The sequence below is a fragment of the Cytobacillus sp. Bva_UNVM-123 genome, assembly GCF_046351715.2.
In the GTDB taxonomy this organism is placed as follows: domain Bacteria; phylum Bacillota; class Bacilli; order Bacillales; family Cytobacillaceae; genus Cytobacillus.
Genome location: NZ_CM177772.1, coordinates 1,009,726 through 1,026,974 on the forward strand (window position 1 = coordinate 1,009,726; position 17,249 = coordinate 1,026,974).

15 protein-coding genes and 1 pseudogene are annotated in these 17,249 nt (G+C 36.3%); 12 read left to right on the plus strand and 4 right to left on the minus strand.

Annotated elements, in window-relative coordinates; all coding sequences use genetic code 11:
* Positions 1-21: 21 nt before the first annotated feature.
* Positions 22-1,437 carry a trypsin-like peptidase domain-containing protein gene (locus KDN24_RS04940; protein ID WP_409971240.1) on the minus strand — a complete coding sequence of 472 codons (1,416 nt, stop codon included), beginning with the start codon at positions 1,435-1,437 and terminating at the stop codon, positions 22-24.
* A 158-nt stretch (positions 1,438-1,595) separates the two neighbouring features.
* Between KDN24_RS04940 and KDN24_RS04945 the strand changes: the two genes are divergently transcribed.
* The gene (locus KDN24_RS04945; RefSeq protein ID WP_409971241.1) at positions 1,596-2,408 is read left to right on the plus strand and encodes a DUF2262 domain-containing protein; all 813 of its coding nucleotides are present in this window, start codon (positions 1,596-1,598) and stop codon (positions 2,406-2,408) included.
* Between the two features lie 173 nt (positions 2,409-2,581).
* On the opposite strand, the gene KDN24_RS04950 is transcribed toward KDN24_RS04945, so the two are convergent.
* Positions 2,582-3,283, minus strand: a complete 702-nt coding sequence (locus KDN24_RS04950) for a metallophosphoesterase family protein (RefSeq protein ID WP_409971242.1) — start codon at positions 3,281-3,283, stop codon at positions 2,582-2,584.
* A 181-nt stretch (positions 3,284-3,464) separates the two neighbouring features.
* On the opposite strand from KDN24_RS04950, the gene KDN24_RS04955 reads away from it, so the two are divergent.
* Positions 3,465-5,423 (plus strand): GTP-binding protein, encoded by a 1,959-nt coding sequence (locus tag KDN24_RS04955; protein ID WP_409971243.1) that lies wholly within the window; start codon positions 3,465-3,467, stop codon positions 5,421-5,423.
* 95 nt (positions 5,424-5,518) lie between these two features.
* Here the strand turns inward: KDN24_RS04955 and KDN24_RS04960 are convergent, their stop codons facing one another.
* A complete protein-coding gene (locus KDN24_RS04960) occupies positions 5,519-6,319 on the minus strand; it encodes a hypothetical protein (protein ID WP_409971244.1) in 801 nt (266 codons plus the stop codon).
* Positions 6,320-6,538: 219 nt separating this feature from the next.
* On the opposite strand from KDN24_RS04960, the gene KDN24_RS04965 reads away from it, so the two are divergent.
* The 6 genes from KDN24_RS04965 (at position 6,539) to KDN24_RS04990 (ending at position 13,349) form a co-directional block, all read left to right on the plus strand.
* On the plus strand, positions 6,539-7,774 hold the full coding sequence (locus KDN24_RS04965) for an MDR family MFS transporter (protein WP_409971245.1): 1,236 nt from the start codon (positions 6,539-6,541) through the stop codon (positions 7,772-7,774).
* Between the two features lie 664 nt (positions 7,775-8,438).
* Entirely contained in the window at positions 8,439-8,750 is a 312-nt protein-coding gene (locus KDN24_RS04970) for a BC1872 family protein (RefSeq protein WP_409971246.1), read from the plus strand.
* A gap of 407 nt (positions 8,751-9,157) precedes the next feature.
* Positions 9,158-10,381, plus strand: a complete 1,224-nt coding sequence (locus KDN24_RS04975; RefSeq protein ID WP_409971247.1) for an ABC transporter permease subunit — start codon at positions 9,158-9,160, stop codon at positions 10,379-10,381.
* Between the two features lie 128 nt (positions 10,382-10,509).
* Complete coding sequence (locus KDN24_RS04980; RefSeq protein ID WP_409971248.1) at positions 10,510-11,670, plus strand: hypothetical protein; 1,161 nt, start codon at positions 10,510-10,512, stop codon at positions 11,668-11,670.
* A gap of 104 nt (positions 11,671-11,774) precedes the next feature.
* On the plus strand, positions 11,775-12,671 hold the full coding sequence (locus tag KDN24_RS04985; protein WP_409971249.1) for an ABC transporter ATP-binding protein: 897 nt from the start codon (positions 11,775-11,777) through the stop codon (positions 12,669-12,671).
* A gap of 3 nt (positions 12,672-12,674) precedes the next feature.
* Positions 12,675-13,349: a hypothetical protein gene (locus KDN24_RS04990; protein WP_409971250.1), complete on the plus strand. Its 675-nt coding sequence runs from the start codon at positions 12,675-12,677 to the stop codon at positions 13,347-13,349.
* Positions 13,350-13,416: 67 nt separating this feature from the next.
* Here KDN24_RS04990 and KDN24_RS04995 read toward each other — a convergent pair whose 3' ends face one another.
* Positions 13,417-14,136, minus strand: coding sequence for a toast rack family protein (locus KDN24_RS04995; protein WP_409971251.1), 720 nt, complete (start codon positions 14,134-14,136; stop codon positions 13,417-13,419).
* 132 nt (positions 14,137-14,268) lie between these two features.
* Between KDN24_RS04995 and KDN24_RS05000 the strand changes: the two are divergent.
* From KDN24_RS05000 to nagB, 4 genes and pseudogenes are all read left to right on the plus strand, one after another.
* Positions 14,269-14,480 (plus strand): annotated as a pseudogene (locus KDN24_RS05000) (N-acetylmannosamine-6-phosphate 2-epimerase); the annotation flags it as partial.
* Complete coding sequence (locus tag KDN24_RS05005) at positions 14,461-14,724, plus strand: ROK family protein (RefSeq protein WP_409971252.1); 264 nt, start codon at positions 14,461-14,463, stop codon at positions 14,722-14,724. The pseudogene KDN24_RS05000 and the gene KDN24_RS05005, both read left to right, overlap by 20 nt.
* Before the next feature lie 27 nt (positions 14,725-14,751).
* On the plus strand, positions 14,752-15,969 hold the full coding sequence (nagA, locus tag KDN24_RS05010; protein WP_409971253.1) for an N-acetylglucosamine-6-phosphate deacetylase: 1,218 nt from the start codon (positions 14,752-14,754) through the stop codon (positions 15,967-15,969).
* Positions 15,941-16,669, plus strand: coding sequence for a glucosamine-6-phosphate deaminase (nagB, locus tag KDN24_RS05015; protein WP_409971254.1), 729 nt, complete (start codon positions 15,941-15,943; stop codon positions 16,667-16,669). The genes nagA and nagB overlap by 29 nt, the downstream gene beginning before the upstream one ends.
* Positions 16,670-17,249: the final 580 nt, after the last annotated feature.

Here is a 17,249-nt window from a genome sequence, read left to right on the forward strand (position 1 = left end):
CTAAAAACGAATTTCTATAAACTAGTTCCTATGTTCAATAAAATTTTGTGCAAATTGATAAATATTATCAGATGGTACAGCCAAATTTAAATTTTGACCTTTATCAAATCCTGCTGTTATGAGTCCGACTAGCCTTCCATACATATCTAGCAAGGCTCCACCAGAGCTGCCATCAGAGATAGGAGCCGTAAATTGGATCATCGACATATTTCGAATTTCTCGGAAACCGGAAACAATGCCATCGGAAATTGTATTAAATAATCCTAACGGGCTACCAATTGCAACAATTTTCTGTCCTCTTACTAAATGACCGTCCGTTTTAACAGGAAGTGAAGAACAGTTTTTATTCACTTTAATAATCGCTAAGTCATGTTGCTGGTGATATTTAATGAAATGATCTGTTACATATTCATCCGTTTCATTTTCGTATAGTACTGAAAAATGATGTCCACCCTCAACGACATGTAAATTTGTTAAAATATACCCTTGACTATGAATAACAACACCAGATCCATAGCAAATTACATTGTTTTCACGATCATAGTTCTTAATCATTACAACCGAGTTTGATAGACTGGCCAGTTGTTCATAGCTAAGTTCTTCTGTTATAGGCAAGATTTTCCTCGGTTTTTCCATATTGGGTATCTTCGGCTGGGGAGCAAGGTTTGGCGTTGAAGACAAAGAAGCATTCCCGATAGTTACTGCAGGTGTGAATTCAGGGATTGATATGTGCTCCGTATACAGATTGCTACACTTATATAGTGTCGAGTATTTGTTAATTTCAGGATCTAAATCAATAATATCCCCTTTTGGATTCATATAGCATATATCACAGCCAAGCTTTGATAAAAAATATAAAAATAATAATTCATGATGTTTCATATCCCCGATAAAAACGACCTTTGGAGATAGGCTAGTAGACTTAAAAAGTTTTGGTAAATAGATTTCCATCCAATACAAAAATTTAATAACAAAGTTTTTAAATTGAGTAGCATTGGAAAGAGGATGAATTTTTTTAAACATTGAAAGAATTTGTTGAAAGGCAAGCTTTTTCGTCCATTCGAGTGTATCGTTATCTAGTTGTGTACACAGAGGTGTTTGATAAAGTGAATAAGAATCAGTTTGTGATTGATGAACAGATGTTTGCCAAAGATCCCAAATATTTGATAATCTGTTAATATCATTTATACTTGATATTCTTTCAAGCCGATGTAACCGTAGATAGGGTGGAGCTGACATGTTTAAAGAAAAACTTTGATCGATTTTATGAATATGCTCTATGTAAAGTTTAATAGAATTTGGTATACCAATATATCTCACAAATAGAACTTTTTTTGTAACAGAATCATTCTTATTTCTATTTAAAAGCATAAAATCCTCGAGAGGATTATCTGTTTCAATCAATTTAATTTTTAAAGGTTTTGTTTTTACGATCATTTCGATTCTCCAGTTAAAATTATTTATCTATTCCAATTATAGTTAAATTTTGAACGAGTGCCTAGTCAGATTATTTTTAGATTCATATTTGGTCGGTATTATGATTTAGTAAGCAGATTAAAAGCGAATATGTGAGAAGCGAAAGGGATGATAGGAAGATGAGTAAAATAAGTGAAAAAACAAGATTTGAAAATAGATTCACTGAAAATGTAATCGAGATTGCTGCTGTTACTGGGGCTTCAGGGACTGGAGCGGGAAGAGCAGGCGGTGACATAATGTGGAATGCCTCTATTGACTTGATTGCTTGGAGAAATTTACATAACAATGAACCTATTATAATAGAAGAGATGAGGCTAGAATGGTTAGTTGATGATAAAGAATGGGAAAAATCACGAGAGCTATTACAGAAGAATACCGTTGTGAGATTACAAGTACGTAAGTCAGAGAATTCCATGATGCTCGTTAAAGTTCTCGAAGCAAACTATCAAGATGACGAGCTGGAATTAATCTTGCAGGACTCACTGAAGCCAGTTTTTTATCATGATGAAATACTTGGCAAGTTCGAACTTGATAAGAGCATTAAACTTTTTGAAAAGGAAATTTCTTGGGCTGGAGAAGAGGGCACGTTATATTTTGATTGGGATGAAGATGAAAATACGATGAAGTCTGCATTGAAAACGGCTTATACACTTTTCAACGAGCAGGATGACTGGAATAGAAAAATTAGAATGTTTGCCTCTGAAGAATTGGTAGACTTAGCAAATGACTGGTTGCAAGATAATGATGAGGCAGAGATCGAAGAAATTACGAAGGAAATGTTCGTAAATTTCATGGAATTAAGCAGTATTTCAGTTTATCCAGATGGCGAGTTTGAAATCTTCTTTTTTGATGGAGATATGTTTTGGGGACATTCAATCATAGTCGATGGGAATATTAACGGAGAAATCAGCTCAGCTCATATTGCAGGATAAAATGAATAAGAGGATGTCCCAAAAGTATAACTTTGAACTGCACCCCAAAAGTTAGAGTAAAATCTGACTTTTGGGGTGCAGTTCACTTTTTGGGACACCCCTCGCAAAAATTAGTATGAACTTTGACAAAAAAATATTATTCACGAGCTCTTTAGGGTCAACTTCTTATAATCTTAATCTACATAAAAAACTTGTTTACTCTCAACATCTAAACAATTCAACCGTCCACCATATGCACAGCCACCATCTATTCCAATGATGTTATTTTTCCCAAAATAAACATCGTTGCTATCATGTAAGTAATTTGTTGGTGTATGCCCGAATACAACAGTCTTTTCTCCTTTATATCCAAGGTGGAATTCCTCACGAATCCAAACGAGTGTATGAGGATCTGTCGACCTTATTGGTGTTTCTGGATGAACTCCGGCATGAACAAAGATGTGAGTGTCTGTTTCATAGAAGAATGGAAGTTCTTTTAGAAATTCAATATGTGTACGAATGTCATCATTGATTTGAATAAGCTCAGGCATTTCATCCGTTGTATACCAATAGTCCGCATCGTCCTTGTCAATGTCATAGCCGTAATTTTGAAGCGTCTTAATTCCGCCGTTATAATACCATCTTTTCAAGCACATCGGGTCACCTTGAAAAGCTTCAATCATCATTTTTTCATGATTGCCAATTAAAGCAATGGCTCCCTCTGTCTTCAATTGTATGACCTTATTTAAAACAGCTCTTGAATGGGGACCTCGATCGACAAAATCTCCTAATAATAAAAGCTGATCCTCATTTTTGTCATATTGAACAAGCTCTAAAAGTCTTTCGAATTTTTCTAAATTCCCGTGAATATCACTAATAGCAAGCATTCGCTTCAACTGTCCCACATCCTTATTTACACTGAAAAAATAGTTCTTTTTATTCTAACATATTTATATTTAGATGATTGATAGATAGGCACATAAAAATATTCCTAATCTTTCCTCATATGTGAAAATGCCTAATGATTGCTATAATATTTATGATTATAAACGAAAAGAACGGAGCCATATGAGACAGATGAAAAAAACAATTGGGATCTTAGCACATGTTGATGCAGGGAAAACGACTTTTTCCGAACAGCTGCTTTACTATACGAAAAGTATTAAGAAGCGTGGACGAGTTGATCATCAAAATGCCTTTCTTGACAATCATGAGATTGAAAAGCAGCGTGGTATTACGGTATTTGCCGATCAGGGAATGTTTGAGTTTGGGGATACTACCTATTTCTTAATTGATACACCTGGACATGTCGACTTTTCTCCAGAAATGGAGCGGGCCATTCAAGTAATGGATGTGGCAATTATAATAATAAGTGCGGTAGAAGGGGTAGAAGGCCATACAGAGACAGTTTGGAGTCTATTAAGAAAGCATCGCATTCCAACTTTTTTCTTTATTAATAAAATGGATCGAACGGGTGCAGATATAAACCGGGTTTTAGCTGAAATTCGCAGTACTCTAACGAAGGAGGTTTGTGATATTTCGACGGCATTTATTGATGGAAAAATGGAAGATGAATTAATAGAATTTATTGCTGAGCGGGATGAAAAACTTTTGGAGCATTATATGGAAAAAGGGTATGCCCCTGATGTATGGCTTCAGAAAATGCAAATGATGATTCAATCTGCTCAAATTTTCCCCGCTTCAAGCGGATCTGCTCTACAGGATGTAGGAATAAATCAATTTCTAGAAAAACTGGAATTATTGTCGGCTACTGATTTTCCTACTCGTGATCCTTTTGCCGGAAGAGTTTATAAAGTGCGTTATGAAGAAAACGGTACGAGAGTCACTTTTATAAAAGCACTAAGTGGTGTGTTAAAAGTGCGGGATGAAATGACGTATGGGGATGATATGACAGAAAAAGTGACACAAATTCGCCGTTATAATGGAAGTCAATACGAGCAAATCAATCAGGTAGAGGCAGGTGAGCTTTTTGCGGTTACGGGATTTTCTAACGCTCACATAGGGGATGGAGTTGGTGCTTTGAAGGAAAAAGCGATATACGAAATGGTCCCGACATTGCGTTCGAAAGTGGTGTTTGAATCTGGAGTAAACATGAAAGAGGCTTTACGACATTTTCGTATGCTAGAAGCAGAGGACCCTTCACTAAATGTTGTATGGGAGGAGCGTATGCAGGAAATCCATCTGCATGTCATGGGGGCCATACAGCTAGAGGTTTTAGAGCAAATGGCCTTAGAGCGCTTTCGGTTAAAAATAGGCTTTGAGAAACCAGAGATCCTGTATAAAGAAACGATTCATTCAGAGGTCTTTGGATATGGTCATTTCGAGCCGCTTCGTCATTATGCAGAAGTCCATCTGAAGCTAGAGCCTGGAAAAAGAAATAGTGGTATCGTTTTTGAAAGTGAGTGCCATACTGATGATTTATCACGTGGATTACAAAATCTTGTTGGACAGCATTTTGTTGAGCGGGAACATCACGGTTTACTGACTGGATCGCCATTAACTGATATGAAGGTTACATTGTTGACAGGCAGAGCTCACAATCAACATACACATGGCGGTGATTTTCAGGAAGCCACCTACCGTGCATTAAGGCAAGGATTGGAAAAAGCTGATAACATTTTGCTTGAGCCATATTATCAGTTCAAAATAAAAGTAGATATAGACCAGATGGGGCGGGTGTTAGCAGATATCCAGACAGCTTTTGGACGTTTTCATCCCCCAGTTACAGAAGGAGAAAAGGTCATGATAACAGGGATTGCTCCTGTTGCGACCTTTATGGATTATAGTACAGCACTTGCCTCTTTCACCCAGGGAAAAGGGCGAATTAGCTTAACGTATGCAGGCTATCATCACTGCCATAACGAGCAAGAAGTGATCGGAACAATCAAGTACGATAAGAATGCCGACCCTGATTATACTTCTTCCTCGATTTTTTGTACAAAAGGCCAAAGCTATACTGTCAAATGGGCTGAGGCTGAAGGAATGATGCACTGTTTAACGCAAATTAACAGGTAATAAGAGAGCTTCAAGATGTTGAGGAAACTATAAAAGCAGACGATTTAACAGATGCAGAAAGTGATGTTCTGTTATAACGTCTGCACTCGCACATCCTAATCGAACTCAATATGAAAAGTCTTGCCATCAACTAATAAATCATGAGAACCCCCATCTCGTATGTCATCTGTCGTGAATGTGAAAGAGCTTAGTTTATTCATTGATGTAGCTGATTCATTTAATAACGCAAGCACTCCTTTTCGTTCTTCATTTGGCTCATAATCAACACGACTAACACTTTTTGTTCCCATTAAAGTATCTTCAGAATAAATAAAGTTTTTTTCAGGCACATCATAGATCATGTTGTTATTAAAGGAAGCAGTTTGCATACTGAAGAATTGAAGTTCTTTAGAACTCGTGTTTTCTACAGAGTAGGAAATTTCATAATAAGTAATGTCCTTGTCAATTTCTTTTCTTGATAAGGATACTCGATCTTCTATTTCTTCGTAGCTTAAATTTTCATCAGAATATAATTGAAAAATTTCTGTTTGATCTAACCCAGTGAAGCTCTGTAAATACTCCTTTGTCTGTTCGGTCATTTTTGATAAGTTAATCACTTTTATTTCATGGATCGTCAATTTCATTGGTAAAATATCAAATGTTTGATTGATTTTATATAAATGTAAAAGAGTAAATGTCCCCCAGTCATTTTGTCGGACATTTTGTCCAGCTTCCGTAAGGTAAGTTCCTCCGTAATCATCAACCGTCATTATTTCTTCTACCTCTTTTATTTTCCCTACTGGTTGATTTGTCTGCTGTTCTTTAGGTGAATCTTTTGGAGAAATGGCGAGATAGGCAATCGGAATCAAGCTTATGAAGATAAATGCCGATAAAGATATAATAAGTTTTTTCTTCATTATTGAATTAAGTCCTCTACTGTGAAATATTTAAGGCCCTCACTATAGTATCATTTTTAAAAGTATTTATAAAAATAAAATTACCTACTCGTTGAATAGGAGAAGTATTTTCAAATGGCAGAAAAGAATCTAGAAGCATGACTCAGAAAATATATTGCCTAAATAAATGATAAAAGTTAGAATAGATTCACTATTGAAAAGGATTAGAGGAAAAAACACATGACTTCATTTAGAAACTTGCATCCATTAGTATGGAATATTGTGATCGGAACGGTTTTTGGAAGAATGGCAACGTCTATGAGCATTCCCTTTTTAGCGATTTATTTAACGAAGGTAAAAGGGGTTTCAGCAACTGAAACAGGCATCATTATTGCGGTTAGCTCATTTGTCGGAATTGCGACTAGCTTTTTTGGCGGTTATTTTTCCGATCGATTTGGACGAAAAAGAGTTTTATTAATCTCTATTTTTCTTTGGTCATTTGTATTTATTGGTTTTGGCTTAGTTGAAGCGGTTATCGGTTTCTTTTTTATGAATGCGTTAAATGGCTTTTGCCGTTCTGTATTTGAACCTGCTTCACGAGCATTGCTTGCTGATTTAACAGAAGCAAAAAATCGTTTGCTTATTTTTAATCTTCGATATACGGCGATAAATGTCGGTGTCATCTTTGGTCCGCTGCTTGGCTATTATTTAGGATCATCTGAATCAACCTATGCTTTTTTTATCGCTGCAGGTGTTTATGCTTTATACGGTTTCTCACTCCTATTAACTTATCAAAAGACATCTATTAAAACGACCCCAATAGAAAGTGAAGATAATAGTAAGCGAGTTACAATGAAAGAAGCTTTACTAATCACGAAATCAGATACGATCTTATTGTGGTCTTTAATCGGCTTTATTTTAACCATTACGGGGTATTCTCAAATGTCATCTACCTTGCCCCAGTACTTATCGAACACGTCACTTATCGAAAATGGGGCAAAAACCTTTTCAATCTTATTAGCCTCGAACGCAGTGATCGTCATTCTCATTCAATATCCGCTCTTAACGATTGGAAAAAAGTATTCCCCTCTCCTTTCGATTATGTGTGGCAGTATGTTGACCACTGTAGGTCTACTTGGCTTTGGTTTAGCAAAAGGGATGCCATCCTGGTTTTTGGCTATGTTATTGTTTACGGCTGGAGAAGTGTTAATGTTCAGCATGACAGATTTATTCATGGATAATATTGCGAAGCCCCATTTACGCGGCACGTATTTTGGGGCGATGGGTTTTACACAGATAGGGAATGTCATTGGCCCTGCACTAGGCGGTTTTTTACTCGATTTCTATGGGTATGATGAGCCTATTTACGTATTTGGCTTATTAAGTTTATCCTCCTTGCTGGCGATTCCAATCTTATTAGGGGTCATGAAAAGGATGAAAAAGCAGAAGGAACATGCGGTTCATACTTCTTTGTAAAAGTGTTATAGATTTGATAAAAAGGTGGGGAAGCTGATCACAGGATAGCTTTGCCGCCTTTTTTGTTTTTTCGAAAAGAGTAGGAAACTTGTGGAAATAGTCAGGCAAACCGATTCCCGAAAAGCTCCCTCAGCTTGTGTAATGGGAATTAGTCAAGCCAACTGATTCCCGAAAAGAGTAGTCACCTCGTGGTACGGGAATTAGTCATGCTAACTGATTCCCGAAAAGCGTCCTCACCTCGTGTAACGGGAATTAGTTAGGCCAACCGCTTCCCGAAAAGCGTCCTCACCTCGTGTAACGGGAATTAGTTAGGCCAACCGCTTCCCGAAAAGCGCCCTCAGCTTGTGTAATGGGAATTAGTCAAGCCAACTGATTCCCGAAAAGAGTAGTCACCTCGTGGTACGGGAATTAGTCAAGCCAACCGATTCCCAAAAAGCGTCCTCGCCTCGTAGCATGGGAAATATAATGAGCCAGATGACTATTTTTAAATAGAGCAATTAATCATGCTTGTTTAATGTGTTCAATGCATTTTTATTATAAAATTGTATTGATAAATGATAAAAAGAGGATGGCAATTGTTTGAATACTGTTATATAATTTAATCATAAAATTAAATTTGTTATATAACAACCCACAAAAAAATCAATGAAGGGAGCAATAAAACATGAGCAAAACGGACTCGATTGCACGGAGAATATTAGGGTGGAAGTTAAACAGATGGGATCGTTGGTATGATCGTGAAAAGGGTGTTTTCATTCATGATTCAGAGTTTCAGCCGGAAGAAAATCTTGAGCATGCCATGCTAATAGTAGAAAGATTGGAACTGCTTGGGTTTAAATATACGACAGATGGGTCTTTTGAGGTTGCCTTCAATGATGTGAAAGAAACTGGTGAAACGTTAGCTCAGGCCATTACGAATGCTGCTTACACAATTATCGAAAATAATTCAGTAACAAGTACAAGTAGAATGTGGTAATCTTTGTTTTTCATAGATACATTTTTTATGAGCACAGACAATATGTCTGTGTTTTTTTATATTTCTAAACATTGATTTTACTCGATAATACAAAATATTACAAAAAATCACCCTATTTGACTGTACTATTTTTCGTATGTCTGTATAATGGATGTTACAGAATATTTTCCGTTAAAATCCAAAATAGGGAATAATAGAATTTTTTGCTATTTTAGATGATTGGAATAAGAATAAAACCTTTTGTTTGCTAGTAGGAAAGTTTAAGTGTTTATGAACGCACTAAAAAATACTCTTCAAATAATACGACTGCTAGCAACATCGTATAAGAAAAGCTAGGGCATTCGCTGAAAGGACTTGGTGAATTTCAAGTTTTTCTACTAAAAAAGGTGCAATAAAGGGGAGTCAAAATGAATAAATCGATTATCATCCATGAGTTTAAAATGATGAGTACGAGTAGGAAAAATATATTATTTGTCATTTCTTTAGTTGTTTTGATTTTGAGCTATTGCTTTTTAATTCTTCCAAACCAGCAAACATCTGATTCTTTTAATCCTAACGAGGTAAAGAAGGAGCTTGAAGATCTAGCTGCTATTCAGAAGGGAAAAGAGTCGAGAGGGGCAACAGGTTTTAATAGTATGTCTGGACAATCCCCGTATGCAGAAAATGCATTAAAGTATAATATTCAAAGCAAGCTTGTTACGGCTTTTGAAGACGGAGATTTTGTTCGATTCACCCATTTGCGGATACAAGATTTTTCATATTACGGCATTATGGAGACAATAGGAGGTACAAACTATTTTACATCCCCTTTTCCAGCTTTAGATTATAGTCATGTGAACACAAAAACCTTTCTCCGTTATGAAGGATATTTAAATGAGAAGCTGCCTATCACATATGAAATGATTGAACAAAAAACCGCATTGCAAACGCTCCAGAACTTTATTTTAGGATCATTTGTATTAGCGATTATATTTTGTGCCATCTATTTCAGCAGTGATATGTTGTCAAAGGATAAACAAAATCAAACAATCTTACAGGGGCTACCAATATCTTGGTATAGATTAATAAATTTAAAATCGCTTGTAGCCTTTACATATACAATGGCCATATTAGTCGGTTTATTGTTACTAACGGTTGGTGTTCTTACGCTATTAAATGGGTTTGGTTCTTTTGACATTCGTATTCCGGTTACCCTTAAGAAGAATGAAGAAATATTTCAATATCTTCAATATGATTATGACACAATTTCAATGGCAAAATTTCTTTTAATGGCATCTGGATGTGTAGTTATTCTTGTTTTTCTTTTTACAAGATTGAATGCGATTTTAAGCCTACTATTCAAAAATACTTGGTTAGTTCTCATGGTGAGCACGATTATTTTGTTTGCAGAACGGATTTATTTTTCAAGAACAAAAAAAGCCTTATTTAATTTCGAAATAAGTAATTATCCGCAAACGTATTTTGAATTTGGCAAAGTCATTACTGGTGATAAGAATTTCTTAGTTAATTTAGAGACGATCACCTTTGAAAAAGGGATGCTTGTCTTACTGGTTACACTTCTTATTATAGAGATTGTTCTTTTTGCCGTTTCCCGAATTGTTAACAAGCGTCGCTTCTATCAAGGTATTTAACATCATTCGGCAAATAATTACTTATGACAAGAAACTGCAGAAACGGAAGTCTAAAATTCAAAAAAATGAGCTGAATATAAATATGTAAGGCGAATTTTCTGCCATTTCACAAAGAAAGGAAATGGAATATGTTCTGGAAATATACACATTTTGAGACTAAGTTATTATTGCGTAATCGAAAAAACTGGTTTGTTGCTCTATTTTTGCTGATTTTTTATTTAATCTATTTTAGTTATCCGAATCAAGAAGAGCCGATTTCATTAAAAGAACAAAAAAGACAAGAAGCAATGGAAATGAACGCTATGTTTGAATATATTCAGGATGACCGTAAGGAAGTTCCTGAAATTGGTGAAGTCTACGATATTCTCACACAGCAATCTTCATTAATTAATTTTCAAGTGTATTTTTTAGGGATGGGGCATGATAGTGAGCAATATATTGAAAATGGCTTAGAATTAAATCAATTGCGCCTTAAAGTCCATGAATTAGGGAATAAAGGTCTACCAAAGCATTTCATTAAACCAAAGGAAGAAATTTTAAAAGAGAACGCCCTTTTACACTATATTAAAGAAAATCAGCTGCCGATTGAAACGAACTCATTTGTGACAAATTTTTACTTTGTCAATGCTTTGCAAACGATGAGCGGGCTCTTGTTTCTATGTATTATTTTAATAAGTGGAAGTGAATTATTAGTTTTTGAACAACGGCATCGAACTGTTGTGAAAGGCTTCCCTTTATCTTTTATGAAGAAAATCCATAGTAAAGTAGCAGTCCATTTTATTTACATTTATACATTTTTGGTCATCGGGTTTTTTGTAGGGGGAACTTATGCTGCACAGAAGCTTAATGCGGGGGATTTTTCTTTTCCAATTTTAATTTATAAAAATGGAGACTATTTAGCAGTTTCTACAATCCAGTATCTTGTTTATATTTTCATCGGATTAGCGATTGCAACGATTCTACTTCTCTATTTTTCTATTTTGCTTAATATGTTGTTTCGAAATGCATTTGCCAATATTCTTGTTGGTTTAGGTGTTTTTATGCTTCCGGATTTGCTTATGGCCTCTGGCATAAAGGCTAATTTTTTATCCCCGATTAAATATATCGATCTCGTAAGTGTGTTATCAGGTGACCTTGCCATCAAGTTAGGAAACAATCACTTAGATTTTTATTACTCGCTGGCATGGTTAGCTGGTTTAACACTTCTTATCATTAGTATCATTTATTCAATTAATCTGTATATGTATCATCGAAAGCCGAAAGATTTACCACTAGAAAAAGCATTTTAGAATTGGTTTTGGTAAAGCTTATGTTTATTTTGTAATGATGTAGATTGGAGCGGAAATTGATTCGTTATACAGAACCTCAATAAAAAAAGGAGATGAGGATACCCATGATTAAATTAAAGGATGTCTCCGTTGCTTATAAGGACAAGGTCGTATTAGATAAATTATCTTTAACGGCTGAAAAAGGAGAAATCATTGGCTTGGTTGCTCCGAATGGAACTGGAAAAACGACATTATTCAATGTGATGGCTAATTTTTTGAAGCCTAATAATGGCGCTGTCATATTTAATGGAAAGTTCGGGTATAAATCGGAAAAAAATGAGCTCTTTATTCGTAAACAGCTCGCAACTTTTCCAGATCAAGATGATTTATTTGAAGAACTGACAGGGATAGACCACATGAATTTATACGGGAATATGTGGAAGGGTACAAAGAAGCATGTACCAAAAATTATTGAACGATTAAAAATGAGTGGGTATGTAAAACGAAAAGTTAAAACATATTCGTTAGGGATGAGGCAAAGATTGTGCTTTGCAATGATGGCTGCTGCCGACACACCGGTCATGCTGATGGATGAAGTAATGAATGGACTTGATGTTGCCAATGTAGCGCTTATCTCAGACTACTTAATGCAAATGAAGAAAGAAGATAAGCTCATTTTTGTTGCTTCCCATTTACTTGAAAACTTAGATCTATATGCTGATCGTGTGCTTTTTCTAAAAGACGGAACGATCATTCATCAGCAGCATTTCAATGAATCGACAAATGATTATCTTAAAGTAGAAATAAAGCCAGAACAGTATAAACAGCTTTTACGAGATTTCCCTTTACCTGAGGGGCATTATTTTATTGCTGATTATTTATGCTGCATCCCTTTAGCGCAAATGGATGTACGAGAAAAGACGAAATGGATTGAACGTTTACTCGCATATAAAGGCAAGGAGCTAACGATTGGCCCTCTAGGGACGATGGAATACTATGAAAAGTACTATTATGAGGCTTAAGATATGAAAAAGGCTATTATTTCTATGTTTATTGTGAGTCTAATCGTCTTAACTGGCTGCCAACAGCTCTCGGAAAAGGTATTAGTTTATCAAGAAAACTATGAGATTATTGGAACCGAGAGAGAAGAAATTATTGGCGAGGTAAGTGATACGATTTATGAATCGATCGATCGAAGTAATTCGGCAGCAACTAATGTATTTATTGAACCCATCTTACAGGAAGGAAATGATCTAACTCTTCCTGAAGGTAGATATGAAATTACGGCCATGATGGCAGGGAATGTATTTATTCGTGATGAACATGGAACATTGTTATTTCATGATATTATTGCACGCTCTCCATATGGTGTAGAGAGGATCACAGTTGATGTTAATGGAAAACATATTATCCATGTGGATGGGTTTGACAATGTAATGATAACCCCAGTATCGACACAATTATCTAATGAGCTGAGTCCTGGAATTTGGGAAGTTGGCAAAGATATTAAAGCGGGGAATTATACTGTAAAGGGGAAGGGTCTTGGGTATTTGCAAATTTTTGAGCAAGGACAGTCTCCTCAAGTGTTTGAGGTTATTGGATGGGGAAGTGAATCTGTAAGTGAGATTCAGTTAAAAGATGGACAAAAAATAAAAATTACTGGTGCACAAACTGTACAATTTAATACGAATGATACTTAATAAGGTTCATTTTGAGAAGGAGGCTGTCCCGTGAAAATAATTTACGGAACAGCCTCCTTCTAGATTATTATTCCAGTTCAAAGTTTGCTTGACCAACACCGAGATCAGTATTAACAGTAATGATTACATCCGCATCTTCGTATGCTTCATTAACATAGACGCCATTTCCTTCAGAAATAAAGCCTTTGAAATTAGACTGGCCAATTCCTTTAGATGCTTTGATTTTTACCCCTACATCTCTCGGGAGAATGATAGTAGACTGTCCAACACCCATATCTAAATCGACATGAAAGCTTTCCTTCCGTTTTCCACTTAAATCAATCGTAATGTCGCCTACTCCTGCATCAACAGTTAACTTACTTAGTTTCACCCCTTGTAAATCAAGATTTGTTGCTGAGGCTCCTGCATTTACTTCAAGATTTATGGGAACATCATTTGTAAGCTCGAGATCCCATCTATTTTTAATATTTCCCATTTTTAGACCAGAGAAGCTCTTTTTCGTTTGCTCAATTGTTACTTTTCCTTTTTTGCCTGAAAGCTTGTATTTCACTTTTGGTTTAAGCTCATCAATATTGTATTCAATTTCTCCTTCCACCCATTCCTTTGCTCCTCCAGAAACATTTAGTTCCCCGACAGCAGTATTTAAGGTCACATCTAATTGTTTCGCTTTATCTTTCTCAACAAAAACTTCTGAATCCTTTTCTTTTCCTATAACAAATGAGTTACATCCTGTTATCCATAATAAGCTGGCTGCCATAATTAATCCTAAAGCTAATTTCTTTTTCATTGTTATACTCTCCTCTAAATTTGTTTCTGTTAATCCTATTGTAAGGCATTCACAGAAAAGTTTACATCGGCGTTGGAATGAATTCCCACTAAGTCTTAAGTCTTAGTTATATTTTTGATAAAATAACAGGAAATTTTTTTCAATCTCATCGTTTCATGTCAGGCATTGCCTGAATAACCGCTTCACAGCCCTTTTATTATGGGAAGAATGGCATATGCAGCTAAGCTTGATGGAGAAAAAGGAATTAGAGCGAATAGTGTTGAAGATATTATAGAAATAAAAAAACAGTTGACCTTCCGATCATTGGGATCATTAAAAAGGATTATGAAGGCTCTGAACTATACGGGAACGAGATTAAAGGATATATTAGAAAGTAAGTTCAAGATACCAGTCAAGGTAGAAAATGATGTCAATGCAGCAGCCCTTGGTGAAAAGCATTTTGGAGCAGGCAAAGAATGTAAGGTGGAAGTTATTTCACAGCTTTATTTTTTGGATTTACTTTATTTTGAGTATTTTATCAGAACAAATAATGAGGCTGCAAACAACCAAGAGCTTACGGCAAAGGCTGTTATTGAGAAGCTGCAATAATGATCTTGATTCGAAGGAATGGATGAAATGGACAATAAAGTTCTTTTTACAGATATTCAAATATATTCAGAAGCTGGTATGATAGAAAAAGGGTTTATTAAAATAGCAGCTGGGAAAATTGTTGAATTAGGTTCGATGTCTGAACTTATTTATGATGAAGAATATGAGGAATTAGCTCATGCTAAGCACTGTACAGTTATTCCTGGTCTGATTGATGTCCATATTCATGGTGTTGACGGAGCAGACGTAATGGATAGTACGAAGGATGCTCTTGATACGATGGCAGCTGCACTCCCTAAGGAAGGAACAACAAGCTTCCTTGCTACTACGATGACCCAATCAGAGCAAGCAATCGAAAAGGCATTAATGAATGTAGGAGAATATATTGAAGAACAGTCATTTAACAATAAAGCAGAGGTCCTTGGAGTTCATCTCGAAGGACCATTTGTCAATAAAAAAATGGCAGGTGCCCAACCGATTCAATATATCATCAATCCACAAGTAGATTTGTTTGAAAAGTGGCAGGAAATTGCAAAGGGCTATATTAAACTTGTGACACTTGCGCCTGAAATCGACGGAGGACTTGAGCTTATCCGTTATTTAAAAGCAACGGGTGTCATTGCCTCTATTGGCCATTCACAATCAACTTTTGAAGAAGTGAGTGAAGCAATTGAAGCTGGTGCAACTCATGCTACCCATCTTTTTAATCAAATGAGTGGTTTGCATCATCGCGAGCCAGGCGTAGTTGGGGCTGTATTTTTAAGAGATGAATTAAAAGCAGAGCTTATTTCCGATGGGGTACATGTCAAACCAGAAGTTGTGAAATTGGCCTATAAAATGATAGGGTCTGATCGAATCATCCTCATTACTGATTCGATGAGGGCAAAATGCTTAAAGAATGGTACATATGATTTAGGTGGACAAAATGTAATGGTTCAAGATGGAAAAGCGACGTTAAAGGATGGAACATTAGCTGGAAGCATTTTGAAACTTGGGGATGCATTGAAAAACATGATGTCGTTTACAGAATGCACTCTTTCGGACGTTGTTCAAATGGGAGCAGTCAATCCAGCAAAGCAATTAAATGTATTTGATCGCAAGGGAAGTATAGCCATTGGAAAGGATGCCGATCTCGTTGTTTTGGATAGTCATTATAATGTGTATATGACATTCTGTAATGGACGGCTCGCTTACGATAGAGGAGGGATACATACTCATGAAAATCATAAAAGTAAAAAACTATGAAGAGCTTAGCAAAGAAGCAGCTGTATTCGCCATAGAAAAAATTCGAAAATCCCCGAATATGAAGCTCGGTTTAGCAACTGGCGGAACACCTGAAGGGATGTATGAGGAATTGATTAAGGATCATCAGGAAAATCATACTTCATATGGTGACATAACGACCTTTAATTTGGATGAGTATATTGGGCTTGATGGGAAACATGAAAGCAGTTATCGCTATTTTATGAACCATCACTTATTCAATCATATCGATATCGATAAGGCAAAAACACATATTCCGAATGGAAATGTGAAGGACAGTACGGTTGAATGTACTCAATATGAACAGCTAATTAAAGAAAATGGCGGGATTGACCTTCAATTACTCGGCATTGGGGCCAATGGGCATATCGGCTTTAATGAACCGGGCTCGTCTTTTCAGTCTAGAACTCATATTGTTGAACTGACTGCCACGACGCGAAACGCAAATGCCCGCTTCTTTGAGAAGCTTGAAGATGTACCTACACATGCCATCACAATGGGCATATCGACAATTATGGAAGCGAAAGAAATTTTGTTGCTTGCTTCAGGAGAAGGAAAACAAGAAGCCATGAGGCAACTTTTATCAGGCGAAGTAAGTGAAGACTTCCCGGCTTCCATCTTAAATAATCACCCAAACGTCACAATCATTGCCGATGAAGCCGCATTGGCCAAAACAAAATAGTATTTTAGTAGTTTTATAGCTGGTTAATGAGACCACCGCTAAGTGAAAACTAGCGTATCTGTGGTCTCAAAGTGAGTTAATGAGACCACCGCTAAGTGAAAACTAGCGTATCTGTGGTCTCAAAGTGAGTTAATGAGACCACCGCTAAGTGAAAATAAGCATGTCTGTGGTCACAAAGTGAGTTAATGCGACCACCGTTAAGTGAAAATAAGCATGTCTGTGATCACAAAGTGAGTTAATGCGACCACTGTTAAGTGAAAACAAGCATGTCTGTGGTCACAAAGTGAGTTATTGAGACCTCCGCTAAGTGAAATCTAGCGTATCTGTGGTCTCAAAGTGAGTTAATGCGACCACTGTTAAGTGAAAACAAGCGTGTCTGTGGTCACAAAGTGAGTTAATGAGACCACCGCTAAGTGAAAACTAGCGTGTTTGTGGTCACAAAGTGAGTTAATGAGACCACCGCTAAGTGAAATCTAGCGTATCTGTGGTCACAAAGTGAGCTAATGCGACCACTGCTAAGTGAAAACAAGCGTATCAGTGGTCACAAAGTGAGTTAATGAGACCACCGCTAAGTGAAAAC